General features: G+C 74.2%; 17 protein-coding genes and 1 pseudogene. 10 read left to right on the top strand and 8 right to left on the bottom strand.

What is annotated here, in order from left to right:
- Positions 1-143: 143 nt before the first annotated feature.
- The 3 genes from ACWD4P_RS07660 to ACWD4P_RS07650 form a co-directional block, all read right to left on the bottom strand.
- The gene (locus ACWD4P_RS07660) at positions 144-2,018 is read right to left on the bottom strand and encodes a sugar-binding protein (RefSeq protein ID WP_449778918.1); all 1,875 of its coding nucleotides are present in this window, start codon (positions 2,016-2,018) and stop codon (positions 144-146) included.
- 169 nt (positions 2,019-2,187) lie between these two features.
- Positions 2,188-2,856: a response regulator transcription factor gene (locus ACWD4P_RS07655; protein ID WP_449778917.1), complete on the bottom strand. Its 669-nt coding sequence runs from the start codon at positions 2,854-2,856 to the stop codon at positions 2,188-2,190.
- Positions 2,853-4,043 (bottom strand): sensor histidine kinase, encoded by a 1,191-nt coding sequence (locus ACWD4P_RS07650; protein WP_449778916.1) that lies wholly within the window; start codon positions 4,041-4,043, stop codon positions 2,853-2,855. Before ACWD4P_RS07650 ends, ACWD4P_RS07655 begins: the two co-directional genes overlap by 4 nt.
- A gap of 262 nt (positions 4,044-4,305) precedes the next feature.
- On the opposite strand from ACWD4P_RS07650, the gene ACWD4P_RS07645 reads away from it, so the two are divergent.
- The 4 genes from ACWD4P_RS07645 to ACWD4P_RS07630 all read left to right on the top strand — a co-directional run bounded on the left by ACWD4P_RS07645 (position 4,306) and on the right by ACWD4P_RS07630 (position 10,380).
- On the top strand, positions 4,306-5,565 hold the full coding sequence (locus ACWD4P_RS07645) for an alpha/beta hydrolase family protein (protein ID WP_449778915.1): 1,260 nt from the start codon (positions 4,306-4,308) through the stop codon (positions 5,563-5,565).
- A gap of 396 nt (positions 5,566-5,961) precedes the next feature.
- Complete coding sequence (locus ACWD4P_RS07640; protein WP_359824552.1) at positions 5,962-6,084, top strand: class III lanthipeptide; 123 nt, start codon at positions 5,962-5,964, stop codon at positions 6,082-6,084.
- 88 nt (positions 6,085-6,172) lie between these two features.
- Positions 6,173-8,869 (top strand): class III lanthionine synthetase LanKC, encoded by a 2,697-nt coding sequence (gene lanKC / locus ACWD4P_RS07635; RefSeq protein WP_449778914.1) that lies wholly within the window; start codon positions 6,173-6,175, stop codon positions 8,867-8,869.
- The gene (locus ACWD4P_RS07630; RefSeq protein ID WP_449778913.1) at positions 8,866-10,380 is read left to right on the top strand and encodes an ATP-binding cassette domain-containing protein; all 1,515 of its coding nucleotides are present in this window, start codon (positions 8,866-8,868) and stop codon (positions 10,378-10,380) included. Before lanKC ends, ACWD4P_RS07630 begins: the two co-directional genes overlap by 4 nt.
- On the opposite strand, the gene ACWD4P_RS07625 is transcribed toward ACWD4P_RS07630, so the two are convergent.
- A complete protein-coding gene (locus tag ACWD4P_RS07625) occupies positions 10,377-12,764 on the bottom strand; it encodes a LuxR C-terminal-related transcriptional regulator (protein WP_449778912.1) in 2,388 nt (795 codons plus the stop codon). The genes ACWD4P_RS07630 and ACWD4P_RS07625 overlap by 4 nt on opposite strands.
- 669 nt (positions 12,765-13,433) lie before the next feature.
- On the opposite strand from ACWD4P_RS07625, the gene ACWD4P_RS07620 reads away from it, so the two are divergent.
- Entirely contained in the window at positions 13,434-13,838 is a 405-nt protein-coding gene (locus ACWD4P_RS07620) for a CU044_2847 family protein (RefSeq protein WP_449778911.1), read from the top strand.
- A 4-nt stretch (positions 13,839-13,842) separates the two neighbouring features.
- Positions 13,843-17,970: an nSTAND1 domain-containing NTPase gene (locus ACWD4P_RS07615; protein WP_449778910.1), complete on the top strand. Its 4,128-nt coding sequence runs from the start codon at positions 13,843-13,845 to the stop codon at positions 17,968-17,970.
- A 298-nt stretch (positions 17,971-18,268) separates the two neighbouring features.
- Here the strand turns inward: ACWD4P_RS07615 and ACWD4P_RS07610 are convergent, their stop codons facing one another.
- Positions 18,269-18,904: an HD domain-containing protein gene (locus ACWD4P_RS07610; RefSeq protein ID WP_359824566.1), complete on the bottom strand. Its 636-nt coding sequence runs from the start codon at positions 18,902-18,904 to the stop codon at positions 18,269-18,271.
- A gap of 71 nt (positions 18,905-18,975) precedes the next feature.
- On the opposite strand from ACWD4P_RS07610, the gene ACWD4P_RS07605 reads away from it, so the two are divergent.
- A complete protein-coding gene (locus ACWD4P_RS07605) occupies positions 18,976-19,989 on the top strand; it encodes a GlxA family transcriptional regulator (protein ID WP_449778909.1) in 1,014 nt (337 codons plus the stop codon).
- On the opposite strand, the gene ACWD4P_RS07600 is transcribed toward ACWD4P_RS07605, so the two are convergent.
- On the bottom strand, positions 19,956-20,219 hold the full coding sequence (locus ACWD4P_RS07600) for a hypothetical protein (RefSeq protein ID WP_449778908.1): 264 nt from the start codon (positions 20,217-20,219) through the stop codon (positions 19,956-19,958). The genes ACWD4P_RS07605 and ACWD4P_RS07600 overlap by 34 nt on opposite strands.
- Before the next feature lie 936 nt (positions 20,220-21,155).
- Here ACWD4P_RS07600 and ACWD4P_RS07595 point away from each other — a divergent pair.
- Both ACWD4P_RS07595 and ACWD4P_RS07590 read left to right on the top strand, forming a co-directional pair.
- Complete coding sequence (locus ACWD4P_RS07595) at positions 21,156-21,917, top strand: SDR family NAD(P)-dependent oxidoreductase (protein WP_449778907.1); 762 nt, start codon at positions 21,156-21,158, stop codon at positions 21,915-21,917.
- 26 nt (positions 21,918-21,943) lie between these two features.
- Positions 21,944-22,315: a MerR family transcriptional regulator gene (locus ACWD4P_RS07590; protein ID WP_449778906.1), complete on the top strand. Its 372-nt coding sequence runs from the start codon at positions 21,944-21,946 to the stop codon at positions 22,313-22,315.
- Positions 22,316-22,521: 206 nt separating this feature from the next.
- Here ACWD4P_RS07590 and ACWD4P_RS07585 read toward each other — a convergent pair whose 3' ends face one another.
- Positions 22,522-23,061 (bottom strand): SMI1/KNR4 family protein, encoded by a 540-nt coding sequence (locus ACWD4P_RS07585; protein WP_449778905.1) that lies wholly within the window; start codon positions 23,059-23,061, stop codon positions 22,522-22,524.
- A gap of 183 nt (positions 23,062-23,244) precedes the next feature.
- Between ACWD4P_RS07585 and ACWD4P_RS07580 the strand changes: the two genes are divergently transcribed.
- Positions 23,245-23,961 carry a hypothetical protein gene (locus ACWD4P_RS07580; protein ID WP_449778904.1) on the top strand — a complete coding sequence of 239 codons (717 nt, stop codon included), beginning with the start codon at positions 23,245-23,247 and terminating at the stop codon, positions 23,959-23,961.
- A 137-nt stretch (positions 23,962-24,098) separates the two neighbouring features.
- Here ACWD4P_RS07580 and ACWD4P_RS07575 read toward each other — a convergent pair.
- Positions 24,099-24,829 (bottom strand): annotated as a pseudogene (locus ACWD4P_RS07575) (IS5 family transposase); the annotation flags it as partial.
- Positions 24,830-24,831: the final 2 nt, after the last annotated feature.

The raw sequence follows: 24,831 nt of genomic DNA, 5'->3' as shown, positions 1-24,831 counted from the left end.
CGCCGCTCCGCCCGTGAGGCGAGGACCCCACTCCGGTTCCCGGCCGCGGCGGCGTGTGCGCACCGGGCTCCGGGCAGGCGGTGCCGGACTCCCAGGACGCGCCCCCTCTCGTCACCGGCCCTTCGCCGCTCCCGGGCCGCGCGTCACCGCTCCTCGCGCCACGCGGCCCGCCCGCCGGCGGCGGGTCGGTCGGGAAGACGCGGCCCCGCGGCGAGCGGGACGCCGAGGCGCTCGGACTGGGCGACCGAGGCGGGCGAGTCCTGGCTCCGGGCCGCCTCCGTCGGGATCCGCGGAGGGGAGGCCGGCCCGTCCGGGGGCGGGGTGTAGCCGGGCAGGCGGACGGTGCCCCACACGTACGGGTCGGCCTGGGCGCTGCCGAACGGGGACCAGGCCAGACGGCTCTTGCCGACCTTGTCCGTGGTGTCGGAGTCGTAGACGAGGACGTTCGCGGTCATCCGCTCGGGGTCGACGACGGCCGGAAGGCCCGACAGCGGGATCCGCACCTCGACGGTGTAGCCGCGGTAGGGCGCGGTGACCCGGGAGGCGACGGCCAGCCCGGGGGAGGTGACGTCCGCCGGGCCCTGGTGGTTGTCGCCGTCGCGCTCCGCGCAGGGGCCACCGCCGTTCGCGGTGAACGGCAGGACGCCGGTCTTGAACGTGGTCGAGGTGTCGTCGGAGTCGCCGCGCGGATCGATGCCGATCTCGACGGCGTCGGTGCGCCAGTGCCGCTTGCAGTCGTTCCGGGCGTCCAGGGCGCTGCCCATCAGGTCGTCGTCGACCTGGACGAACACGTAGAGGCCGTCCCCGTGACGGGAGAGCCGGGCGGTCGCGGAGCAGTCGCCGGGGGCGCAGTCCGGGCCGGCCCAGTGCCGCAGCGGGAGTTCGGGCCCGGGATACTCGCCGGGGCCCGCGGTGCCGTCGACGACGGGCGGACGGTCGAGTGCCGGGACCTCGGTCGCGGGAGCGGCGGGGTAGTCGGGCTGGGCGCCGTTCGCCAGCCAGGGCATCCCCACCCGCCGGGTCCAGTCGCGGAACTCGGCGTACAGCGGCTTCAGTCCCGACTGTTCCCGGACGGTGGCGGGGAGCGGTGCGCCGGCGCGGGCGAGGACGGTGAACCACTCGCACGGCAGCCGTCCGGGCGGGGTGTCGACAGTGGCGGGCAGCGAGCCGAGACCCTGGGTCACGTACCTGCGGGCGGCGTCGCGCTCCACCTGCGCGAAGGTCTTGCCCGAGGAGCGGGAGCGCGCGCCGGTCCACACGCCCTCCACGGGCAGCCCCGTGTGGGGATCCGTCAGCCGGGCGGTGGCGCAGGACGGACCGACGGGCCCGTCGAACCCCCAGTTCTGGGCCAGCAACCGGGAGGGCCGCCACGGCCTGTACCCCTCATCGGTGATCTGCCCGGGGAACGCCCTCGGGTCGCCGGCCAGCCGGAACGCCTCGACGGCCAGGCGGGCGGCCTCCTGGTGCCCGCCGTGCTGGTCGAAGGGACGCGGGTCCATCGTCACCACGGTGGCCGGGGTGGTCGCGCGGAGCAGCCGGACGATCCGCTCGAGCGTGTCGGTGGGCGGTCCCGGTGCCCGGTTCCAGACGGAGGAGGTCAGGGGCGCGGAGAGGGTGTACCAGAAGTCCGGTTTGTCGAGGTAGAAGACGTTGTCGATCCCGGCGAGGCCGACGGCCTCCCGTTCCTCCGTCTCACGGATCAGGCCGAGCCGGGCGCCCTCCTCCGGCCCGACGGCGTTCCCGCCGCCCTCGCCCCGCGTGACGGTCACCAGCCCGGTGCGCCGCCCGTCGCGCTCCCGCCACTGGGCGAAGGTGGCCAGCGACTGGAACTCGTCGTCCGGGTGGGCCCCGATGAACACGACGTCGGTGTGGGCCGGATCCCGTGGGACGGGAGCCGCGCCATCGGCGGCGGAGCGGCCCGCCGCGTCCTGCGCCGGCACGGCGAAGGCGCAGGCGCAGGCCATGGCCGTGGCGACGAGGGCGGCCGACCAGGACCGCCGGAACAGGTTCTGGGTCACGGTGCGTGCGTTCCTTTCCCTGCGGCCGTCGCGACGCGGCCGGCTCGTGGACGGGTGGGCCGGACTCCTCGCCGACGGCTTCACCGACGGGCGACCATTTCGCAAGCCTGATGTGTCGTCAAAAACCTTACGGGAAGAAGGAGTCAGCCCGGGCGGCGCCCGGACGCGCCTACCCCGGTTCGACCAGCCCGCACGCGTACGCGAAGATCACCGCCTGTACCCGGTCCCGCAGATCCAGCTTGGCCATGACCCGGCCGAGATGCTTCTTCACCGTGGGTTCCGCGAGACCGAGGGCGGCGGCGAGTTCCGTGTTGGTCAGGCCGCGGGCGGCGCCCAGCAGGACCTCCCGCTCGCGCGCGGTCAGCACGCGCAGCCGCTCCGCGGTGCCCCCGCCACCGTCGCCGCCGGCGGGGAGCCGGTGCGCGAAGCGGTCCAGCAGCCGCCGGGTCACCCGGGGGGAGACCACGGCGTCCCCCCGGGCCACGTCGCGGATCGCCCGCAGCAGCTCCTCCGGCCGGCTGTTCTTCAGCAGGAAGCCGGATGCCCCGGCCCGCAGCGCGTCGAAGGCGTACGCGTCCAGGTCGAAGGTCGTCAGCACCAGCACCCGCGTCCCGGGCAGCTCGCGCAGCAGCTGCCGGGTCGCCGCGATGCCGTCGGTGCCCGGCATCCGCACGTCCATCAGCACCACGTCCGGCCGCAGCCGCCGCGCCAGTTCCACCGCCGCCGCCCCGTCGGCCGCCTCCCCGACCGGCTCCATGTCCGGCTCGGCGCGCAGGATCATGCCGAACGCCAGCCGCAGCAGCTCCTCGTCGTCCACCAGCAGCACCCGCACGCTCACGGCGCGCCCCCGGGATCCAGCCGTACGAAGACCCGCCAGCCGCCGCCCGGCCGCGGGCCCGCCTCCAACACCCCGCCGAAGGCCGCGGCGCGCTCCCGCATCCCCGCGAGACCCCGCCCGGACCCGGCGGATCCCGGTCGCCCCGTCCCTCCGGCCCGCCCGTCGTCGGTCACCTCGACCGTGACCGCCCCCGGCGCGCAGGACACCCGCACCTCGGCGCGCGCCCCCTCCGGCGCGTGGCGCAGCGCGTTGGCCAGCGACTCCTGGACGAGCCGGTGCACCGTCAGCTGCGCCGCGGCCGGCACCCGGGCGGCCTCGCCGTCCACCCGCAGCCGGGTCACGAGGCCTGCCGCCTCCGTCCGTTCGCACAGCGCCCCGAGCTGCTCGATCCCTGGTGGCGACCGCCGCTCGTCCCCGGGCCCCGCGTCGGGACCGGCGTCGGGACCGGCGTCCTGGAGCAGGCCCAGCGCCCGCCGCATGTCGGTCAGCGCCTGCCGTCCGGTCTCCGCGATCCGGGCCGTCACGGCGGAGGCGTCGGCCGGCCGCGCGTGCCCGAGCGCGTCCGCCAGCGCCACCACCACCGACAGGCCGTGTGTCACGCTGTCGTGCAACTCCCTTGCGATCCGGGCGCGTTCCTCCTCCACCGCCCGACGCTCCCGCTCGTCGCGGTCCCGCTCCAGCCGCGCCAGCCGCTCCGCCCGCGCGGCCCGCCGGATCCGGGCGTTGGCCCCGATCAGCGCGCTCGCGGCAACCGCCGCCGTCATCGCGGCGGCCGAGGCGAGGAACCGGCCCTCGGGTGCCCAGCGCGCCGCCGCCGGCACCGTCCCGGCCACCGCGACCAGCGCCGCCGCCCACGCCGACCGGTGCGGCGCCCGCGCGGCCACCGTCCCGAGGGCGACCAGCAACGCCGCGTCGGCCGGCAGCTGAACACCCAGCAGCCACTGCGCGAGCGCCGCGGCGGCGATCACCCCGAACACGGCCCGGGGCGCCCGCCGCCGCCACACCAGCGGCAGCACCAGAGCGGTCTGCAGCGCGAAGCCCGTACCATCCGCCACCCGCCCCGGGCCGAGCGTCACCAGGAACAGGGCCGCCGCGAGCGCGGCGTCCGCCACCAGGGGCGGCACCCGCCCCGGCAGCCGGGCGAGGGCGCCCGGCGGGCCCGTCCGTACTGCGCCGGTCTCGGCCATCGTGTCCGTCCTCGCCTCCGCGTCGTCCGGCGTCCTCGCCGGAGCACCACGGTAGGGCCCCCGCGCCCGCCGCAGCGTCCGCCCACCGGGGGAGACCGGGGGAGACCCCGGAACACCGGGGGCTCCTCCGCGCGGAGGAGCGGAGGAGCCCTGGGGCGACCCGCGTCCACCGCCGGGATCGTCCCCCGGCAGGGCGCCCCGCACCCCCGGCGGCGGAATCCTGGTGGCGACCCCGTACCCGCACTGCCCGAGGAGCCCGCCCATGCCCCCGACCCGCCGCGCCCTGCTTGGCACGCTCGGCGCCGCCGCGCTCGCCACCGCGGCCGCCGCCCCCGTCCCGGGACGCCGCCCCGCCGGCGCGGCCGGGGGACACGGCCCCGCGCACGCCCCCGGCACCCCCGTCCCGCTGCGCCTGCCCGCGCCCACCGGGCCCTGGCCCGTAGGCACCGTCGCGCTGCACCTGGTCGACGACAGCCGCCCCGACCCCCTCCTCCCCGCCAAGCCCTACCGGGAGCTCATGGCCGGCCTCTGGTACCCGGCGGAACCCGGCGCCGGGCACCCGACGGCCCCCTGGCTGCCCCCGGCCGCGGCGGCCGACTGGGACGCGCACTCCGCACCGGCCCTCGGTGTCCCCGCCGGCGCCGCCGACTGGCGGGGGATCAGGACCCACGCCCGCACCGGCGCGCCCGTCGCCCGCCGCGCCGGCCGGCTGCCCGTGGTGCTGTTCTCCTCCGGCGACGGCGGCTCGCGTGCCCTCGGCACCACCCTGGTCGAGGAGCTGGCGAGCCGCGGCCACCTCGTCGTCGCCCTCGACTCCACGTACGAGGCCGAACAGGTCGAATTCCCCGGCGGCCGGGTCGAACGCGCCCTCCCGCTCCCCGACGACCTCACCCCGGAGGTCATCGCCGTCCTCCTCGCCGGGCACTCCCGGGCCCGCCTCGCCGACGCCCGCTTCGTCCTCGACGCCCTCGACCGGCTCGCCCGCGGGGACCGCCCCGACAGCGGCATCGGCCCACTCCCGGACGGGCTCGCCGAAGCCGCCGACCCGGCCAGGACCGGCGTGCTCGGGCAGTCCCTCGGCGGCTCCGTCGCCGCCGGGCTCGCCCACGACGAGCCCCGCGTCCGCGCGGCGGCCGACCTCGACGGCGCCCTCCTCGGACCCGCCGCCGACAGCGGCCTCGCCAAGCCCTTCCTGCTGATGGCCTCCGGCACGAAGACCCTGCGCACCGAACCGAGCTGGGCTTCCTGCTGGGCGGCGTCCACCGGCCCCCGGCACGCCCTGCGGCTGCGGGGCGCCGCCCACGGCTCGTACAGCGACCTCCAGGTCCTCCTGCCCCAGCTCGTCCGCCGCCTCCCCGTCCCCGACGCGGCCGGACTCATCGGCACTGTCGACCCCCTGCGCTCCCTGGCCGCCCAGCGCACCGCCGTCGCCGCCTTCTTCGCGCGGTACCTGACGGGGCGCCCCACCGACTTCCTCGACCGGCCCGGCGACGACTGGCCGGAGCTGGAGGTGCTGCGCTGAACCGGCCCGTCCGGCACCCCTTGTGACGCCGGACGGGCCGGCCGTCCGGCGGGCAGCAGCAGCGTGTCGCGGTCGCCCGGGGCGTCGTTCCCGTGCGCCGGGCGGCGGCCCTCAGCCCGCTCGAAGCCGTGGCCGAGGGGTGGCGGCCCGCGCCTTCCCGGTGGGAGGAAGCGGTGATCACGCCCGGAAGGACGACAACTCTTCAGTCTGCGGCCGAACCGGTCGGAAGGCCATGACAACTATCAGCCCCTACCGGCACCCGGGGCGCCGCGACGAGACTCTCCATCACCCGGGCCGCGGAGGCATCACGGTCCGGGCGCGCGCCGGCCGCCGGCCGGTGCGCATCCCACCCTTGTTGCGCGTCCCGCGCACGTGATCTCCCAGGAGACGACCCTGATGAGTGTCCTCAAGCTCCAGAACATGGAGGCCCGCGTCAAGTTGAGCGCCGTGGCCATCGTCAGCCTGACGAGCAGCAGCGGCCGCTGCTGCACCCCCCCGCCGAAGCCCGGCGAGTCGTAGCCCGACGGGTCCGTGCGGGGGTGCGCCGCGCCCCCGCACGGACCCCGCCGCTCCCACCGGCTGCCCGCGGACGATCACAGAGGCTGACATGCGCAACGAACGATGGGTCTACCGCTTCCTCTTCGCGTGGAACGACACGCTGTTCTTCGACCCGCTCGACGTCTCGTACGAACCGAGCGCGGATCACTTCCTCGCCGGGCTCGACGAGCCGCTGCGGGCGCGGTTCGTCCGCAGCGGCATCTGGTGGAGCCATCGGCCCAGTCCGGACCTGCCGGCACAGGGCTGGAAGATCCACGTGTCGGCGAGCTGCCGTCACGTGCGCGAGATCGCCGCCTCGGTGGTCGGATACCTGACGGAACGCGGGACCGATTTCAAGATAGCCCTCGACATCAACGTCTTCGAGATGCTCAACTCCAAGGCCATGTCGCGGGGGAGCGGCGGCAAGCTCGTCACCGTCTACCCGCGCGGCGACGACGAGTTCAGGAAGGTCCTGGCCGACCTGGCCGGACTCCTGGAGGGCTACGAGGGCGCCTACGTCCTGTCGGACCTGCGCTACCGGGACAGCAGGGCGCTGTACTTCCGCTACGGCCAGTTCCTCGACACCCACACCGTCGACGTCCTCGGCCGGCGGCACCCGCGGATCCTCGGACCGGACGGTCCCGTCCCCGACGACCGGAGCGTGGGGAACGCCCGGCCCGACTGGGTGCCCTGGCCCTTCGACGACTGGAAGCCCGAGGACGAGGACGAGGACGACGGCCTGGTCGGGGGCCGGTTCCGGGTGACCGGGGCGATCCAGTTCTCCAACAGCGGCGGCGTGTACACGGCCGAGGACACGGCGCACGACGACCGGCCGGTGCTGCTCAAGGAGGCCCGTCCGCACACCAACATCAACCCCCGTCGGAACCACGACGCCGTGGACATCCTCGACCGCGAGTGGATGTTCCTGAACCGGCTGGCGGACACCGGCTCGTACCCGGCCCCGATCGCGAAGTTCCGCCACTGGGAGCACCACTTCATCGCCGAGGAGTTCGTCGACGCCTCCGACCTCCGCTCGGTGCTGCTCGAACGCAACCCGCTCGCGCGGCCGGGGTTCGACATCGAGCAGTCGCGGGAGTACCTGCGGATCTTCCTCGCCGTCTTCCGCGGGCTGGCCCGCGCGATCCAGGCCGCGCACGACCGCGGGGTGATCCTCGCCGACTTCACCGCCTCCAACCTGCTCGTCGACCCGGACACCCACGAGGTGACCATCGTCGACCTGGAGGCCTGCCGGCTGGCCGGGACCGACAGCCGCGGCGGGAGCGGCGAAACGGAGTTGGAGCAGCCCGTCGAGCTCTACACACCGGGGTTCAGCCTCTCGCGCGACGGTTTCAGGGAATTCGGGCCGGAGGGCGACCGGTACGCCCTGGCGTCCACCATGGCGTACTTTGTCTTCCCGATCGCGGCGATGTCCTACCTGCGCGAGGACGTCCTCGACCTGTACCGGATCCACATCACCGAGGGCCTGGGCTGGCCGGAGCGCGTCCACCGGTTGATCACCGACCTGGCCGGGGACCGGATCGGCCTCACTGACGTGCTGGACGCCCTGGAGGACGAGGCGGAGCTGCTCGACCAGGTCGAGGCCCTCCCGGCGCGGCCGGTCGTCGAGGAACGGCTCGGATTGGTGGAGGCGGAGGACGGAGTGGCCGCGTTCGTCGAGGCCGTCGCCGACACCGGCCGGGACACGCTCTTCCCCGTGGACCCCTTCGCGCACGTCACCAACCCGCTGAGCCTCGGCTTCGGGGCGAGCGGCGTCCTGTGGGCGCTGCAGTCATCCGGCATCGCGATCCGGCCCGAATGGCGCGACTGGCTGGGCGGCGAACTGGCCGGCATCGACAGCGCGGAGTACCCGGACGGCCTCATGAACGGCCTGGCCGGCATCGCCTGGGCGGCCGACTCGCTCGGGTTCGGGACCGAGGCCAGGCACCTGCTGGCCCGGGCCAACCGGCGCGCGCTGGAGAAGGGCGACTACACCTTCTACTACGGCCTCGCCGGCGTCGGGATGACGAACCTGCGCTTCTTCCTGCAGGGCCGCGACCCGCGCGATCTCGCGGCGGCACGGGACTGCGCGCAGGTCCTGCACGACACGGTGCGGCACGACGGCGGGCGAGCCCACTGGGTGAACGAGTTCGCCACCGAGGGGCCGCTGACCGGCCTCGGATTCGGACAGGCCGGCGTCGCCGTGTTCCTGCTGCGCATGCACCAGGTCACGGGAGAGGATCACCACCTGCGGCTCGGACGGCAGGCGCTTTCCTGGGAGATGGCCCACGCCAAGCCCCTGAACGACGGGGGTCCGGTCATGTTCGAGCACGAAGGGACCATGGAGCCGTACATCGAGGTGGGGTCCGCCGGCGTGGCGCAGGTGCTGCTGCGCTACGGGGACCTGGACGCGGCGCGCACCGTCCTGCGCGGGCTGGACGTCCGCTACTCGGTGCTGCCCGGGTACGGCTTCGGCATGACCGGGATCGCCGACGCGCTGCTCGACGCGGCCGAGTTCACCGGGGACCGCTCCTACCGCGACAGGGCGCTGACGCAGCTCGACACCGTCCGGAGGGTGTTCCTGTTCGAGCCCGCCGAGCGCTTCGGCCTGCCGCGCCAGGACGGCCGGACCCTGCTGGGTCTTCCCGGCGAGGGGCTGCTGCGCTGCTCCTGCGACTACCTGACCGGGTCGGCGGGGCTGCTGCGGGTGCTCCACCGCGTGAACACCGGAGGCACCGCCGACTTCCTGCTGGACGAGGCGGCGCGGTGACCAACCGGCTGTGGCGTACGCTGCGGGGCCACCGGGCCCCGTTCGTGGTGGTCCTCGTCGCCGAGGCCGCCACGGGCGGGCTCGAGGCCCTGCTGCACCCCCTGCTGCTCAAGGCCCTGTTCGACCAGGCGATCCTGACCGCCGACTTCCGCAGGTTCCTCCTCCTCGGCCTCGGGTACCTCCTGCTCGGACTCACCCTCAACATCACGGGCTACGCCGTCGCCTGCCGGCGCAAGCGCCTCGAGAACGCGTTCACGCTGGTGCTGGAGACGGAGCTGCTGAGCCGCACGCTCGGCCTGGACGGCCGGGAGGTGGCGAAGGCGGGGAACGCCTCGTACGTCAGCCGCATCCACAACGACGTCGCCCAGGGCGTCCTGCCGGCCATCGACGTCTCCCTGCGCATCGCGCGGCAGTCGGTCGCGTCGGTCGCCTTCCTCGGCGTGCTGTTCTACCTGTCCTGGCAGGCCAGCCTCATCCTGCTGGTGATCGTGCCGCCGCTGGTGCTCGTGAGCAACCGGCTCGGCGACCGGATCGAGAAGAACACCGGCCCCGAGCGCGAGGCGGAAGCGCGGTACATCAACACGCTGACCCGCACGCTGGAGTCCTTCCCCGCCCTGCGCGGTCTGCCGTCACTGCGGCCGGGCACCCGCGCGGTGAACCGGGACGCGTTGCGCGGCTTCCTCGACACCACCTTCGTCAACTTCCGGCTGTCGCAGCGGCAGCGAACCCTCAGCGACCTGGTGATGAACCTGTCGGACACCGCCTCGATGATCATCGGAGCCTTCTTCGTCCTCGCCGGTCGGATGACGTTCGGAAGCTTCCTCGCCTTCGTGAACTCGCTGTGGCGGGCGGTGACCGGAATCTTCGAGCTCGTCAACATGATTCCGCAGGCCCGACGGAGCGGCGCGGTCCTCCAGCGGATCGAGTCCCTGCGGGAATCAGGGCAGGCCCCGTACCACGACGAGGGAGCCCTGGTGCGGGTCCGCGGAGTGCGGGTCGGGTACGGCGAGGGGGCCGAGGTGTCGATCGACGCGTTCGACCTGCGCGTCGGTGAGCGCGTGCTGCTCCGCGGCCCCAACGGCTGCGGGAAGACCACGCTCCTGCACGTCATGGCCGGGACCCTCGCCCCCGATGCCGGGACGGTCACCCTGCCGCCCCGGGTGGCGAGCCTGACCGCTCCGGTGCACCTGCCCCCGCTGCCGGTACGCGAACTGGTCGCGGACGAGCGGCTGCGCGCCGCGATGGACCTGGACGGCCTGGCCGACCAACTGCCCTCGGACCTGTCGTCCGGCCAGCGCCAGCGGGTCGGGGTCGCCGTGCTCCTGCACGAGGACGCGGACGTGTACCTGGCCGACGAGCCGTTCGCGAACCTCGACGACGGCGGCAGGGAGCTGGTGTTCCGGGTGCTCCGGGAACGGACCGAGGGGCGCGCCCTGCTCGTCGTGCACCACGGGGACGGGGCCATCGACGGCCGCTTCGACCGGGTGGCGACCCTCGCGGCGCTTCGTTAGACGCCCCGGGTGGTCGCGGATGTGACGGCCGGGCGGTACGCGGACCGGTCGACCTGGAAGCCGAGTTGGTGCACCCAGCCGGCGACGCCGACCCGCGAGGAGCACTGCAACCGCCGCATCGCCTCGCGGAGGTGGTTGACCACGGTCCACTCCGAGATGCCCAGGCGACGGGCGATCTGGTGGTTGCTCAGTCCGTCGGCCACCAGGAGCGAGACCTCGAACTGGCGGTCCGTCAGCTTCCTCCTCGATGGCGTCCCGGTGGAGTCCGGCTCGCCGAGGGAGCAGAGGAGGTCCAGGAGTGCGGTGGCCGCGCCGGTCGCCAGTGCGTGGGTGAATTCCTCCTCGGTGAGCCGGCGGCGGATGCCGGGGAGCAGCCGGGCGGTGGCCAGGTCGGGATCCGCCGGGTCGCCGGGAATGCCGGCGCGCCCGGGATGGAAGCTGCCCAGCAGCCGGGCGGCGTCGGTGGCCCGTGCCGGTGCGGGGCGCAGCGGACTCGCGACCAGGCCGATCAGCGCGCCGAGCGTGGCGACGGCGCCGAGCGGGCGCAGCCGGGTCAGCCCCTCGGCGTAGTGGGCGCGGGCCGCCGGGGGATCGCAGGCGGCGGCGAGCAGGCCCAGGTGGAGCAGGGCCGTACCGGTCAGCAGCGCGTCCCCCCGGCGCCGCGCCGCCGTCAGCACCCGGGTTGCCAGCGCGCCGGCGTGAGCGGTCCGGCCGAGCCGAAGCCCGGCCAGGGCGGCCTCCAGCTCGACGCGCAGGGCCGCCGGTTCGTCGTCGGCCGCGCGGAGGAGCTCCGCTGCCCGGGTGAGCGCGGTGAGTGCCCGGGCAGGGTCACGGTCGAACCCGGTCAGGGCGCGCAGTCGCAGGAACCGGGCCGCCGTGGAATCGGCATCGGGCGCGGTCCGACATCGCTCCGACCCGGCTGAGGCCGCCTCGGCCTCGTCCAGGAGGGAAGCCGCCGCCTCGTGTTCGCCGTCGAGCAGTCGGGCATCGGCGCGCATGAGCGTGAGCCGTAGGAGGGTCCGCCCGCCGGTGTCATCGGTGGAGGCGAGCAGCGTGGCGTCCCGGTCGGTCCAGGCCGGGCCGCGGCCGGCGACGCGGGCGCACGTGAGCAGCCGCTCCATCAGGTCGAGGGCCTCGACGGTGAGCCCGTGACCGGTGAGGGTGTTGGCCGCCCGTCGGAGGTTGGCCTCCTCCACGCGCAGGGCGAGCAGGGCCGTGCGCTGGTCACCGGTGACCAGCCGACCGCCGGCCCGGGCCGCGAGCCTGGCGTAGTAGCGCGCATGGCGGAGGGTGGGGGCCGCCGATGTGCCGCCGACGGGCCGGGCCCTGAGCAGGCCGTCGAACGGCACGTGAAGTCGCGTTTCGGCGGCGCCGTCCAGTCGGCCGGACGGCCGCTCCTCGAGGGTCAGCGACTGGCGGGCGAGGAGGGCTTCGAGCGTCGCCGGGAAGGCGCTCGGCGAGATCCCGGACACCGCCCGGAGCGCCTCGGGCCCGAACCCGCCGACGAACAGGGGCGCGCAGGCCATCAGCCGCGCCTCGTCGGCGCCGAGCGGGCCGCCCCGCCCCGGTGGTCGCCTCGTCGCTCCTCCCGGCGACCCGTCCGCCGGTGGGACGCGCGGCCCGGCGCAGGAGGCCGGCGGGCGGCCCGGTTCCGCCTCCGCCCCGCCGCCCGGAAGTCCGCCTCCCGGAAGCCTGCCTCCTGCGGGGTCGATTCCCGCGGGGTTGTGTCCCGCGGGGTCGCTTCCTGTGGGGCCTGCTTCCCCCGCCCCGCCGAGTGCGGCCAGGACGGTGCCGGTGCCCTCCAGTGCCGCCACCCGAGCCGCGAGCACCAACGCGCCCGGCAGGCCCCGGAGTTCCACGCAGATCCGGCCTACGGCCTGCTGACATCGGGAGGTCACCGTGAAGCCCGGGCTCCAGGTACGTCGGGCGGCCGTGAAGAGCTGCACCGAGGGGATGCGGCAGAAGGCGTCCAGGCCGATCGGTGACCAGTCCACCGGAACGGCCAACGGGTCCACCTGGAAGGCCACGTCGGCGCCCGCGGACGTCAGCCGACCGGTCGCGAGCAGCTTCGCCCCACTCGCGCGACATCGGGCCAGCAGCGTCCGGTACTCGTCCGGTTCGACCTGATCGGCCGTCAGCAGCGGAGCCTGGAGGGAAGTTCCGGCCACGGCGCCCGCCGCCCGGTACCGCTCGGCGACCGCGGACGCCAGCCGGCTCTTGCCGCTGCCCGGTAGGCCGTGCAGCAGCACGCCGGGGACGGCGGGGTCGGCGAGCAGCCGCAGCAGCTCGGCCGTCTCACGTTCTCGCCCGAACAGCTCGCCCACGAGGGCCCGGTGCTCCGCGGGCTCCCGCTGAGGGACGGGGGACTCGAACGAGAGGGTCATGGACGGCTCCAGGGCTGGCTCCACCCACCCGGCGCCCGTGCGCCGACGGGATCGTCCGTACCGATTCTGGTTGTCGGCGGTTGTCGGCGGTATCCCAGATTTCTAGGATGCCGCCGCCGGGGACGCGGACCCCGGAGGTGCCCGCCGGGCGTTCGAGGGCGAGGCGCACGGGCTGCTCCGGCGTTGTCGTCCGCGCGACGGCGAGTTCCTGCCCGGAGAGCGTGGCCGCCGCGGATGCGGTTGCGGATGCGGACGCGGACGCGGTCGACGCCGACAGCGGGCCGGGAGGGGTGCCCTCGGCCGGTCCGGAGGCTGGTACCGAGGCCGGTCCGGAGGCCGGGATCAGGACGCGGGCCACCAGGGCGGCGCCCGCCGGCACGGGTATGGCGAAGGCTGTCCGGTGCTTCATGCGGGCACTCGCTTTCCGATGTCCGGGCATGCGGACATCGCCTGGGGGCCGCCACCAGCCCGCCGTAGAAGCCGGCTCGCGGCTGCTGCGGGCCGTGCGGGAGGGCGGGCGTGCGCATCCCCTGGTGCGGTGCTCGTGCGGCCGGTTGGGGGGAGGCTCGAACGGCCTTGCCTGTTCAGGGAGTTCGCGCCTTCTCCCCATACCGGCGCGAGTACGGTGTGGGTGTGGCCGCCGGGGGGCGGCGTTGAGGGAGGGGCGAGATGGGGCAGCAGTTGGCGCGGGTGCCGTTGGACGGCGGGGGTTCGATCCTCGTCGAGGCGGTGGACGGGGCGGCCGGGCCGGTGAAGGCGGGCCGGGTCGGTGACGCGGTCCGGGATCTTCCGGCGAGTCTGGGGTCGGCGCTGGAGCCGGTGACCGACATGGCGCGCACGGTGCTGCGGCGGTTGCGGGACGCGGGGCCGGCCGAGGTGGAGGTGGAGTTCGGGGTCGATCTCGCCACGGAGGCCGGGGTGGTGATCACGAAGACCTCGGCCAACTGCCATCTGACGGTGCGCATGGTATGGCGCAAGGGCGAGGCCGAAGCCCCCGCAGGCCAGGCCCCCGCGGGCGAGGCCCCCGCAGAAGCCGAAGAGGCTTCCGTGGGCGACGACGAACCGACGGCCTGAACGGATGGCCGCCGAGCGGGACACGGCGCGGGCCGGGGCGGCCGGTGGCGTGCCGGCGGCCGTCGCGCAGGTCCGCGACGGGGCCGATCTGGTGGTGGGCGCGGGTTTCCTGGTCGCGGGGGACCTGGTGGTGACGTGCGCGCACGTCCTGGCGGACGGCGGCTACGGGCCCGGCGCGACGGTGACGCTGGTCTTCCCACACGCGCCCGGTGCCCCGATGGTCACCGGCCGGGTGCTGGAGGCCGCGTGGCGCGAGCCGCACGAGCAGGACGTCGCGCTGGTGCGGCTGGAGCGCGCGGTGGGGGTGGCGCCGTTGGCGCTGGGGTCGGCGGCGGGCTGCCGCGGGCACCGGGTGCGCTCGTTCGGGTTCCCCGTACAGGCGCCGCCGGGCGGGCACTTCGGGTTCGCCACGGCGGGCGGTCTGCTGCCGGCCGCCGACAGCGCGGGTGAGCTCCTGCAACTGACCGACGCCAACGATCTGACGCAGGGGTTCAGCGGCGGGCCGGTCTTGGACGAGGCGACCGGCCTGGTGGTGGGGATGCTCACCGCGATCACCGCGCCGGACGGCCACGACCGGGGCCTGGGCATCGCCTACGTCACCCCGACCGCCGTCCTGCGGGAGGTCTGGCCCGCCCTCGGCGAGCGCGACGTGTCGCCCTACCGCGCGCTGGAACCCTTCACCGCCGAGCACGCCCGCTGGTTCCGGGGCCGTGAGGAGGCGGTGCGTCAGGTCCTGGCGGGTCTGGCGGGCGGGCGCCGGGTGGTGCTGCTGCTGGGCCCGTCCGGTTCGGGGAAGTCCTCCCTGGTCCAGGCGGGGGTGCTGCCGGCGCTGGCCGCGGGGCGGCTGCCGGGCAGTGACCGGTGGCTGCCCGTGGTCGTCCGTCCGGGCCCGGACCTGCCGGCCGCCCTCGCGCGGGCGGGCCAGCCCGGGGCCGACGACGGCGATGTGGCCGGTGCCGTCCCCGGGCCCCGTACCGTGCTGGTCGTCGACCAGTTCGAGGAACTCCTCGCCCCCTCCGCCGGGCCCCAGGCCCTCCGGACGCTCGCCCGGATCACCGCCGTGATCCGTTCCGACGCGGCTGTCAGCGTCGTCCTGGTGATGCGCGACGACTTCTACTCCCGCCTGTCCGCGCTCGCCCCGGACCTGCTGGACGTCGCGCTGCGGGCGAGGGGCGTCCTCAACATCCCCGCCACCCTCACCGCCGCGGACCTGGACGCGATCGTCACCGGCCCCGCCCACGACCTGGGCACGCGGTTCGACCCGGGCCTCGCGGAGCGGATCATCGCCGACGTCCTGGCCCTGAACCCCCGGACCGCCGGCAGCTCCGAGGCCCCCGTCACCGTCCTGCCCCTGCTCGAAATCGCCCTCACCCGGCTGTGGGAACGCCGATCGGAGCACGACGGCCGCCTCACCCACGACGCCTACCGCCGCATCGGCGCCGTCACCGGGGCCCTCGCCGACTGGTGCGACACCGCCCTGCGCGAACTCACCACCCGGCAGCGGCACATCGCCCGCAGGATGCTGACAGCCCTGGTACGGCCCGCCGACGAGTCCCTGAACGTCCCGGCGGTGCGCCAGCGGCTCCCGCTCGGCGAGCTGCGCGAACTGGCCGCCGAGGATGCCGCGCCCGACTCGCTGCGGGCCGTCGACGAGGTCCTGGCGGTGCTCTCCCGGCACCGCATCGTCACCACCGACCGGATCCGCGAGGATGCGCGGCCGGACGGCCCGGACGGCCCGGACGGGACCGCGGTGGCAGAGCTGGTCCATGACGCGCTCATCCGCGACTGGGACACCCTGCGCGGATGGGTCGAACAGGACCTGCGCTTCCACGACTGGCTCCACCGCGCCCGCGCCCAGCACGCCCGCTGGCAGGAACGCGGGGACCCCCAGGACCTGCCCTCCGGAAGCCTCCTCGCGGAGGGCACCGACTGGTCGGGCCGCCGCAGACTGCCCGGCGGCCTCGACGACTTCCTCGCCGCGGGCCGCCACCGCCAGCAGGCCGCCGCCCGGCGCAGCCGGCGCCTCAACACGGTCCTGGCCGCCGCCCTGGCCCTCACCCTGGTCGCCTCGGGGGTGGCGTTCTGGCAGCGGCAGACGGCCGTCACCGCCCGGCAGGCCGCACAGTCCCGGCAGCTCGCCGCCCAGTCCGCCTCCCTGATCGGTACGGACCCCGAGCTCGCCGCCCTCCTCGCGGTGGCCGCCTACCGCACCAGCCCCACCCTGGAGGCCGCCGCCGCCCTCCGGGACGGCGCGCGCCTGCCCCTGCGCCATCGCCTCACGGGCCACACCGGCCCGGTGTCCTCGGTGGTGTTCGGTCCGGACGGGCACACCGTGGCCATCGGCGGCGGCACCGCTGTGCGGCTGCGGGACGTGGACACCGGCAGGAGCACCGCCGCCCTCACCAGCTACACCGGCCCGGTGTCCTCGGTGGCGTTCAGCCCCGACGGACGCACCGTGGCCACCGGCACCACCACCGCTGTGCTGCTGTGGGACGTGGCCACCGGCAGAACCGTCACCCTCACCGGCCACACCGGCCCCGTGCGGTCGGTGGCGTTCGGTCCGGACGGGCGGACTCTCGCCACCGGCGGCAACGACGCCACGGTGCGGCTGTGGGAGGTGGCCACCGGCCGGACCACCGCCACCCTGACCGACCACACCGGCCCCGTGTCCTCGGTGGCGTTCAGCCCGGACGGGCGGACCCTGGCCACCGGCGGCAACGACGCCACGGTGCGGCTGTGGGACGTGGCCACCGGGAAGACCGTCACCGCCGGCACCGGCCACATCGGTTCCGTGAACACGGTGGTGTTCGGTCCGGACGGGCGGACCTTCGCCACCGGCGGCGACGACGGCACCGTGCGGTTGTGGGACGTGGCGACCCGCAAGACCGTCAGCACGCTCACCGGCCACACCGGCCCCGTGCGGTCGGTGGCGTTCGGTCCGGACGGGCAGACCCTCGCCACCGGCGGCGACGACTCCACCATGCGGCTGTGGGACGCGGACACCGGCAGGAGCACCGCCGCCCTCACCGGCCACACCGGCCCCGTGAGCGCGGTGGCGTTCAGCCCGGACGGGCAGACCCTCGCCACCGGGGACTCCCCCCTCGACCACGACGCCACGGTGCGGCTGTGGGACGTGGCCGGCGTCAGGAACGTCACCACCCTCACCGGCCACACCGGGGCCCTGGACACGGTGGTGTTCAGTCCGGACGGGCACACCCTCGCCACCGGCAGCCACGACGCCACGGTGCGGCTGTGGGACGTGGTCACCGGCCGGACCGTCACCACCCTCAGCGACGCCGATGTCGTGCACTCGGCGGCGTTCAGCCCGGACGGGCGGACCCTGGCCACCGGCGGCAGCGCCACGGTGCGGCTGCGGGACGTGGCCACCGGGAAGACCGTCACCACCCTCACCGGCGCCGATGCCATGTCCTCGGTGGTGTTCGGTCCGGACGGGCGCACCCTCGCCACCGACAGCGAAGACGGCACCGTGCGGCTGTGGGACGTGGCCACCGGCACGACCCTCACCACCCTCACCACGCTCACCGGCCACACCGCTCCCGTGCGGTCGGTGGCGTTCGGTCCGGACGGACACACCCTCGCCACCGGCAGCCACGACGGCACCGTGCGGCTGTGGGACGTGGCGACCCGCAAGACCGTCAGCACGCTCACCGGCCACACCGGCCCCGTGCGGTCGGTGGTGTTCAGTCCGGACGGGCGCACCCTGGCCACCGGCGGCAGCGCCGCGGTGCGGCTGTGGGACGTGGCCACCGGCAGGACCGTCACCACCCTCACCGGCGCCGATGCCGACGCCGTACCGCCTCCGGCGTTCAGCCCGGACGGGCGCACCCTCGTCACCGTCGGCACCGACGCCACCGTGCGGTTGTGGGACGTGGCCACCGGCAAGGCCCTCGTCACCTTCACAGGCCGCACCGGCCCCGTGCGGTCGGTGGCGTTCAGCCCGGACGGGCGAACCCTTGCCACCGGCGGCGACGACGGCAGCGCGCGGCTCTGGTTCTACATCGCACCGGACGCCGCGATCGGCGCGATCTGCGGTGCCGTCGCCCGGGACCTCACCCGCGCCGAGAAGGAGGTGTACCTCCCCGGGTCCTCCGAAGCCGTCTGCCACCCGTGACCGGCCGCAGGCGACCGCCGCCCGCCGCCGTCGCCCGCAGCCTGCCGTCCGTCGCCCGTCGCCCGTCGCCCGGGCTTCGACACGCCCCTGGCTGCCGCCGCGGACCCGATCATCCGATCGAGGCGCGGCGCGATGGCGCCGGCGGCCGGGCGTCCACTCGGCCGTCCTGTCCACTCGGCCGTCCTCGTCCACTCGGCCGTCCTCGTCAACGCGCCCCCCAGAGCGGGGGATTCACGGCCGAGCGCGTGCGGGAGGGAGCACGCGCCGTTGCACGCCCCGATGGTGTCCGGGCGGGCGGCTACTCCGCCGCCCAGGGGGAGGTGGCGGCGGCGAGCTCCAGGCCGGTGATGCCGTCGGCCCGGCGTTCGCGGAGCAGTTCGCCGCCGAGCGAGTAGCGGGGTGCGGCGGCCTTCGAGCGGGCGGCCCGCTCCACGATCGCGTCGACGAGCGAGCCGACCATGGTCAGCCGGGGGTAGGCGGCGTGGATCCGCCGCGCGTGCGGGGCGACGACGTCCGCGTTGCGGCCGAAGTCGGTGCTCACGCCTTCGTGGGTGAGGTAGCTGAGCAGGCCGCGACGCTCGGCGATGCCGGTGGAGGCGTGCAGGGCGATCGCCTCCCACACACGGTCGACGTCCGGCTCGGGAACGTGGTGCTGCCGCAGCAGGTCCGCCGCCAGGTCCGCGCCCTCCACCTCGAAGCGGGCGTCGCCCTTCGCCAGGGTGCCGGTGCCGATGTCGTGCAGGACGGTCGCGGCGAACAGCAGGTCGCGGTCGTAGGCCGCGTCGTCCAAGCAGCCCTCGTGGGCGGCGAGGAGCTGGGCGAAGAGGAAGCTGCGCACGCTGTGGTTGGCCACCGCCGGGGTCTCGGTGGCCTGTACGGCGGAGAGGACGGCGTCGGCCAGGGGGCCGGTGGGGAGGTCGAGTGGGATGTCCATGGCTCAAGGCTAGGAACCGGAGTCCTGCCCGCGACAGTGGCACGGGGGCCATGGGTCGCTAGGATCGTGCCATGTCGATCACGCCGACCGCACCGACCGCACCGACCGCACCGCGCCCGCCGACCACGCCGGGCCCGCCGGTCACCGAGGGACACCGGGTCGCGGTGCTGGCACTTCCGGGGGTGCTTCCGCTGGACCTGGGCATCCCGGTGCAGACCTTCGGAACGGACTCGCACTACCGGGTCACCGTCTGCACCGATCCGGCCGCCGGACCGGTCGACAGCGGCGGCTTCACCGTCGCCGCGGCCGCCGGGCTGGAGGCGCTGCGGGACGCCGGCACCGTCGTCGTCCCCGGCTACCAGGACCCGGACAGCCCGCCGCCGGCCGCGGCACTGGCGGCGATCCGCTCGGCGCACGCGCGCGGCGCCCGGCTGGTGTCGATCTGTACGGGCGCGTTCGTCCTGGCGGCCGCCGGGCTGCTGGACGGGCGCCCCGCGACGACCCACTGGCAGGATGCCGCCGAGCTGCAGCGCCGGTACCCCCGGATCGACGTGCGGCCCAACCAGCTCTACGTCGACGACGGCGACGTCCTCACCTCGGCGGGCGTGACCGCCGGCATCGATCTCTGCCTGCACATCATCCGGCGGGACTTCGGCGCCGCGGCCGCCAACGCCCGCGCCCGGGTGCTCGTCGCCCCGCCCCAACGCCCCGGCGGGCAGGCGCAGTTCATCGACCGATTCCGGCCGTTGGCCCGCGGCGACGGCCTCGGGCCGGTGCGCACCTGGATGCTCGGCAACCTCGCCCACCGGCAGACCGTGGACGACCTGGCCCAGCGCGCGCACATGTCCCGCCGGACGTTCATCCGCCGTTTCCAGCAGGAGACGGGCACCTCGCCGATGGCCTGGCTCACCGCGGCCCGCATCGACTGGGCCCGCGAACTCCTGGAGGCGACCACGACGCCCGTCGAACAGGTCGCCCGGCTCAGCGGGCTGGGCAGCCCCGCCGCCTTCCGGGCGGCCTTCCACCGCCACGTCGGCACGTCCCCGGCGGACTACCGGGGCACCTTCAGGACCGTCAAGGCGTAGGGCCCAAGTGGGCTGCGGGGCAGGGGAATCCGGAGCGGCGGCCCGACGGTGCCGTCCACCGTGACCGAGGACAGGCCGACCCGGGCGGGCGGGTTCTCCGGGAACACCAGCGGCTTGGCCCCGAACAGGCCGGCGGTTGCGGCCAGCTCTCGAGGGAGGGTCGAAGAACATCCGAAATCCTGGCTGATCTGCCAGATCGTCGACGCGTACCCGTGCCTGAGCGCCAGCATGGCCCGGGACCTGCCGAACCGCAGGCGCATCCTGCCAGTGCTCGACGGTCTGGACGAACTGCCTGCCGCCGAACGGCCACTGGCCCTGCGGAAACTCAACTCCGGCTACCCGGCGCATGAGCCGCTGGTGCTGACCTGCCGGACCCACGACTACGCCAAGGCGATCAGGAAGGGGCCCGTGCTGCGCTCGGTCCCGGTGGTCGAGGGCCGGCCGCTGACGACGGAGACGGTCGTGGGCTATCTGCTCCACAATGCCCCCCCGCAACAGCGAGACCGTTGGCGGCCGCTCACCGACGCCGTGACCGGGACCCGGACCAGGACAGGAATCCCGGCGATCTCGCAGGCCGGGACGACTTCCCGACCGCCGAGAGGATCGAGCGGTACCTGCTGGACTCGCTCGTGCCGGCGGTCTACCCGAGTGATCCGCAGGATTCTCCGCACCCCGACCGCAGGGCGCCGCGAAGGTGTGGCCTGGCGAGCCGCCGTTGCCGCCGTTGCCGCCGTTCTGGCCGGGGTAGCCGGAGCGGGAGGCGTCTCCGTCCTCAACCCTTCCGCCGGAGGTTCCGTCACTGCCATTGCCGCCGCCGACGCGGACGGCCGGAGCGGCCCGGGTGAAGCGGGCCGCGGTGGACGAGCTCGCCCGGGACCTGGCCGATCTCGCCGACGGCGGACCCGTCGCGCCGAGCCTGCCCGGTCCTCCCGGCGCACCGGGGCCCAGGGCTGGTCGCGTGACGGTGCTCTACCAGGAGCTCCAGGCCACAGCCCTGTCCCGCCTCGCGGCTCAGCACCCGCTCATCGTCGCTCTGCGGCAGGAAGTCGGGTCCGCCCCACATGCCACGGTCCACATGCTCCCGGCTCGGTGAGCCCATTGGACCAGCGGATCCCACCGGTCGCCGCTTGACCTTGTCACTGGCGGCAGGGTTCGACGATCACGGCATGGACACCAGCACCGCACCGCAGAGCAACAGGATCGTCGCCGTCACCGGGGCCGGCACCGGGATCGGTCGGGCCACCGCCCGGGCCTTCGCAACGGAGGGCGCCCACGTGCTCGCCGTCGGCCGGCGGGTCGAACCGCTCCACGAGACCGCCGCCGGTCACGAGCGGATCACCCCGTTGGCCGCAGACGTCACCTCCGCGGGAGAGCCCGAGCGGATCATCCGCACCGCACGGGAGCTGCACGGCCGATTGGACGTGCTGGTCAACAACGCCGGCATCGTGCGCAGCGGTGCCCTCGGCACCCTCACACCGGAGACGATCACCCCGCAGATCGCCACCAATCTGATCGCACCCATCCTGCTGACACAGACCGCGCTACCCCTCCTGGAGGCGGCCGGCGGGGTGATCATCAATGTGAGCACATCGGTGGGACAGCGGGCCTGGCCCGGCAGCTCGGTCTACGCCGCGACCAAGACCGCGTTGGAACTGCTCACCCGTAGCTGGGCGGTCGAACTTGCACCCCGCGGCATCCGCGTGGTCGCGGTCGCCCCTGGCGCGATCGACACCCCGATCGGCGAACACCAGGGCCTGACGCCGGAGCGGAGCGCCGCGGTGCGGGAATGGCAGCTGGCCCACACTCCGCTGGGCCGGATCGGTCAGCCGGAGGAAGTGGCCTGGGCCATTACCCAGCTCGCCTCACCGGCCGCTGCGTTCGTCACCGGGATTGTGCTCCCGGTCGACGGCGGCGCGGTCGTGGCGTGATAGGAGTGGCCCCGGAGGTGGAACGGGTGAGGATCGGCGAGCTGGCCAAGGCGACCGGGACGAGCCCCCGTGCGCTGCGACACTACGAACAGGCCGGGCTGATCTCCTCCGAGCGGGCCCCCAATGGCTACCGCGTCTACGACGAACGGGCAGTGGTGCGGGTCCGCAACATCCGCTACCTGCTGGCCGCCGGACTCACCCTCGACGACGTGCAGGTGTTCCTGCCCTGCCTGGATGGTGATGTGGCCGCCGCGCCGCCGTCGGACAATGGTCTGCGGGTCGCACTGGAACGGCTGGCGGTTCTCAACGAACGGATCGCTGCCCAGACCGAGGCTCGCGATCGGCTGGAAGCCGCACTTCGATACAAGACCGGCGGCCGGATCCGCCCGGTGGCCTGACCCGGTTGTCTCACTGCGGAGGCCGAAGAACTGACGGAGCATGATGAGACAGCCCCGCCTGGACATGTCTCATGCCTGGCTACCGTGCGTATCCGATGCGGATCTCGGTACGGACGGCGGGCTCGGTGACCAGGAGTTCGAACCGGGCGTCTTGAAATGGCGTGCTCACGCCCGGAATCGGCTTTCAGCGGTCCGGCGCGTTGCGCTCAGGCAAGCCAGTCGTTGCCTGCGTGCCAGTGCAGGACCCATCCATCGAAGCTCCTGGCTTCGGAGACCGGCACCGGGGCGGCTCCGACGTCGGACACCATCCGGACCTCACCGCGATGAGGTCCCGTCGTCACCAGCAGCCAGAACGATGGTCCGTCCTCGGCGCCGAGAACGACCGACCCGTGGTTGAAGACGGCATCGACGCGTGGATCGTAAGCATCGATCGTCTCGCCGTCCTCCCACATCCACGCCTCTTCCAGGGGGAATGGCTCTCCCGGGCGCCGCGGCCCCGTGCCCGGCCGGCATTCCGGCAGCCATCCCAGCGGCTGAAGACCCTCATCCTCCGGGGGACCGAGGCTGCTGCCGTTGCCGATCTCCGCAATGAAGGTCCGGTAGGGCTCCGGAAGCGTCACCCGGTTCTCGGCCTCCCAGGCCGTGACTCCATCACGGCCCAGGATCGGCTCGCGCCACTCGGCTGGGAACACCGAACGCAGGAAGTCGAGCGTGGCCTCGTTTGGACGGTCGTCAGGTGTGGTCATCACACGAGCATGCTGGCATAAGCGTCCGACATCCTGCTGTTCCTCCTCGCCACCTCGACCCGGCCCACCGACGAGCTGCGATGCGAGCTCCGTTCGATTCCTGACCTGGGAAAACACTGCTAAGACTTTTGAACACAGGCACTGACCCGGTGATCTATCCACTCGTCTTCGTCGGCGGAACGGGTGATCGAGCTGATCTTCCTGCGGAAGACTGTGTGCGTGACCCTTCCTACATCGCTTGCCGCTGCTGAGGAGATCCGTGATCACCTCATTGATCAGCTCAACCTCGCCCTGCGCCGGCCCGGGTTGCACGGGGGCGAGGTGGCGTTCCGGATCCTGATTGACCATTTGCTGTTCGTCGAGCGCCAGTCCGAGGCGTGGAATCAGCTGAAGCAGAGCTGGGAAGAGCAGGGGCTCTGGACCTCCATCGGTCCCAGCGGGGCCTTCCAGGAGGTCTTCCCCGCGCAGGGTGACTGCTACGAAGTCGCCTCGGTATACGCGGAGTTCGCGCAGCGACGCGGCTGGCTCGGGCCCGATCGGGTTCTCACAGCCGAGGAGTACGAGGCTGTCACAGGCCGGGTGCGAGGGTGGGCTGCGGCTGACCGCACCTGGGCTGACGTGACGGCGGAGTTCGGCCCTCCCTCTGTGCTGTTCGGAGGGAACAACCCCTTGTACGGGAAGACGCTTGGCTACCTCTCGGAGGATCCGCAGCAGCCGATGGTGGTCTTCCATCTGTGGAACGGCAGCGAACCGGGGAGCGAACCGTGGCCGCCCGAGCATGCGCAACCGGTGCTTCTCGCAGTGCGTTTCGGCGCCGGCTCGTTCCGCGGATCGTTGACCTTCACCCCCGAGGGTGATCGGAGAAGGCCGACGGTCGAGGATCCTTACCTGCCGCGGTAGCGGTCCGACGGCGAGCGCAGGTCACCCACATGGGGATTTCCAGGACAGCGGACCCGGCCCCGGTGCTGTGCACCGACGGGCCGAGCTGGCCAGTCTGCCGCTGCCCCGTGCCGCCAGTGGCCGCCTGGTGCTGGCGGTGGGCGACCTCCCGCTGCACCACGGTGGCGACGGTGCTCCCGCTGGTCACGGCGTTCAGGGGTGACCGCGGTGATCCCGAGGTTCTTGAGCGTTGGCGGATCGCGCGGGAGGAGTACGCCTTGTCCCCGAGCAGCACGGTCGGGGACGTGCGCGGACGTCCCGCCCCAGAGCGCGGAACACGCAGGTCGCCCAGCGGCAACGGCAGGGACTGTCCGTCGTGTGCCTGCCCGGATGTCACGACGACGGCCAGAGGCCGACCCTGGCCGTCCACGGCGTGATGGACCTTCGTGGTAGACCCTCCACGACAGCGCCCGATCGCGTGCCCGGCCGGCACGCAGTGGGCACCGGGACCGCGGGCGTGGGCCGCAACACGGCACGAGTCAGGACGACGGGTGTTTGTAGCGTGCTGGTGGGCCCGGTTGATCGTGGAGTCCACCGAGACCCGCCAGTCGACCTGCCCGGCAGCGTCCGCAGCAGCGAGCAGTACGCCCAGGATTCGGTCCCAGGTCCCGTCGGAGGCCCACCTGCGGTGGCGGGCCCACACGGTCTTCCACGACCCGAACCTGCTGGGGAGGTCTCGCCAGGGGATGCCGGTGCGGTATCGGTAGGCGATCGCGTCCACGATCCTGCGGTGGTCGGCCCCCGGCCTGCCGCGGCGACCATAGCTGGTGGGCAGCAGGGGCCGGATACGGTCCCACTGCTGGTCGGTCAGTCGGGCGTGACGGGGTATCG

The sequence above is a fragment of the Kitasatospora sp. NPDC002543 genome, from assembly GCF_053594915.1.
Note: the sequence above shows the minus strand (reverse complement) of the source record. Positions and strands in the feature narration are given on the sequence as shown.

Excerpts from the sequence above, each read along its gene's own strand:
- ACWD4P_RS07650 (WP_449778916.1), bottom strand. The coding sequence starts at position 4,043 with ATGGCCGAGACCGGCGCAGTACGGACGGGCCCGCCGGGCGCCCTCGCC.
- ACWD4P_RS07645 (WP_449778915.1), top strand. The coding sequence starts at position 4,306 with ATGCCCCCGACCCGCCGCGCCCTGCTTGGCACGCTCGGCGCCGCCGCG.
- ACWD4P_RS07640 (WP_359824552.1), top strand. The coding sequence starts at position 5,962 with ATGAGTGTCCTCAAGCTCCAGAACATGGAGGCCCGCGTCAAGTTGAGC.
- lanKC (WP_449778914.1), top strand. The coding sequence starts at position 6,173 with ATGCGCAACGAACGATGGGTCTACCGCTTCCTCTTCGCGTGGAACGAC.
- ACWD4P_RS07625 (WP_449778912.1), bottom strand. The coding sequence starts at position 12,764 with ATGACCCTCTCGTTCGAGTCCCCCGTCCCTCAGCGGGAGCCCGCGGAG.
- ACWD4P_RS07620 (WP_449778911.1), top strand. The coding sequence starts at position 13,434 with ATGGGGCAGCAGTTGGCGCGGGTGCCGTTGGACGGCGGGGGTTCGATC.
- ACWD4P_RS07615 (WP_449778910.1), top strand. The coding sequence starts at position 13,843 with ATGGCCGCCGAGCGGGACACGGCGCGGGCCGGGGCGGCCGGTGGCGTG.
- ACWD4P_RS07610 (WP_359824566.1), bottom strand. The coding sequence starts at position 18,904 with ATGGACATCCCACTCGACCTCCCCACCGGCCCCCTGGCCGACGCCGTC.
- ACWD4P_RS07605 (WP_449778909.1), top strand. The coding sequence starts at position 18,976 with ATGTCGATCACGCCGACCGCACCGACCGCACCGACCGCACCGCGCCCG.
- ACWD4P_RS07600 (WP_449778908.1), bottom strand. The coding sequence starts at position 20,219 with ATGCTGGCGCTCAGGCACGGGTACGCGTCGACGATCTGGCAGATCAGC.
- ACWD4P_RS07595 (WP_449778907.1), top strand. The coding sequence starts at position 21,156 with ATGGACACCAGCACCGCACCGCAGAGCAACAGGATCGTCGCCGTCACC.
- ACWD4P_RS07585 (WP_449778905.1), bottom strand. The coding sequence starts at position 23,061 with ATGACCACACCTGACGACCGTCCAAACGAGGCCACGCTCGACTTCCTG.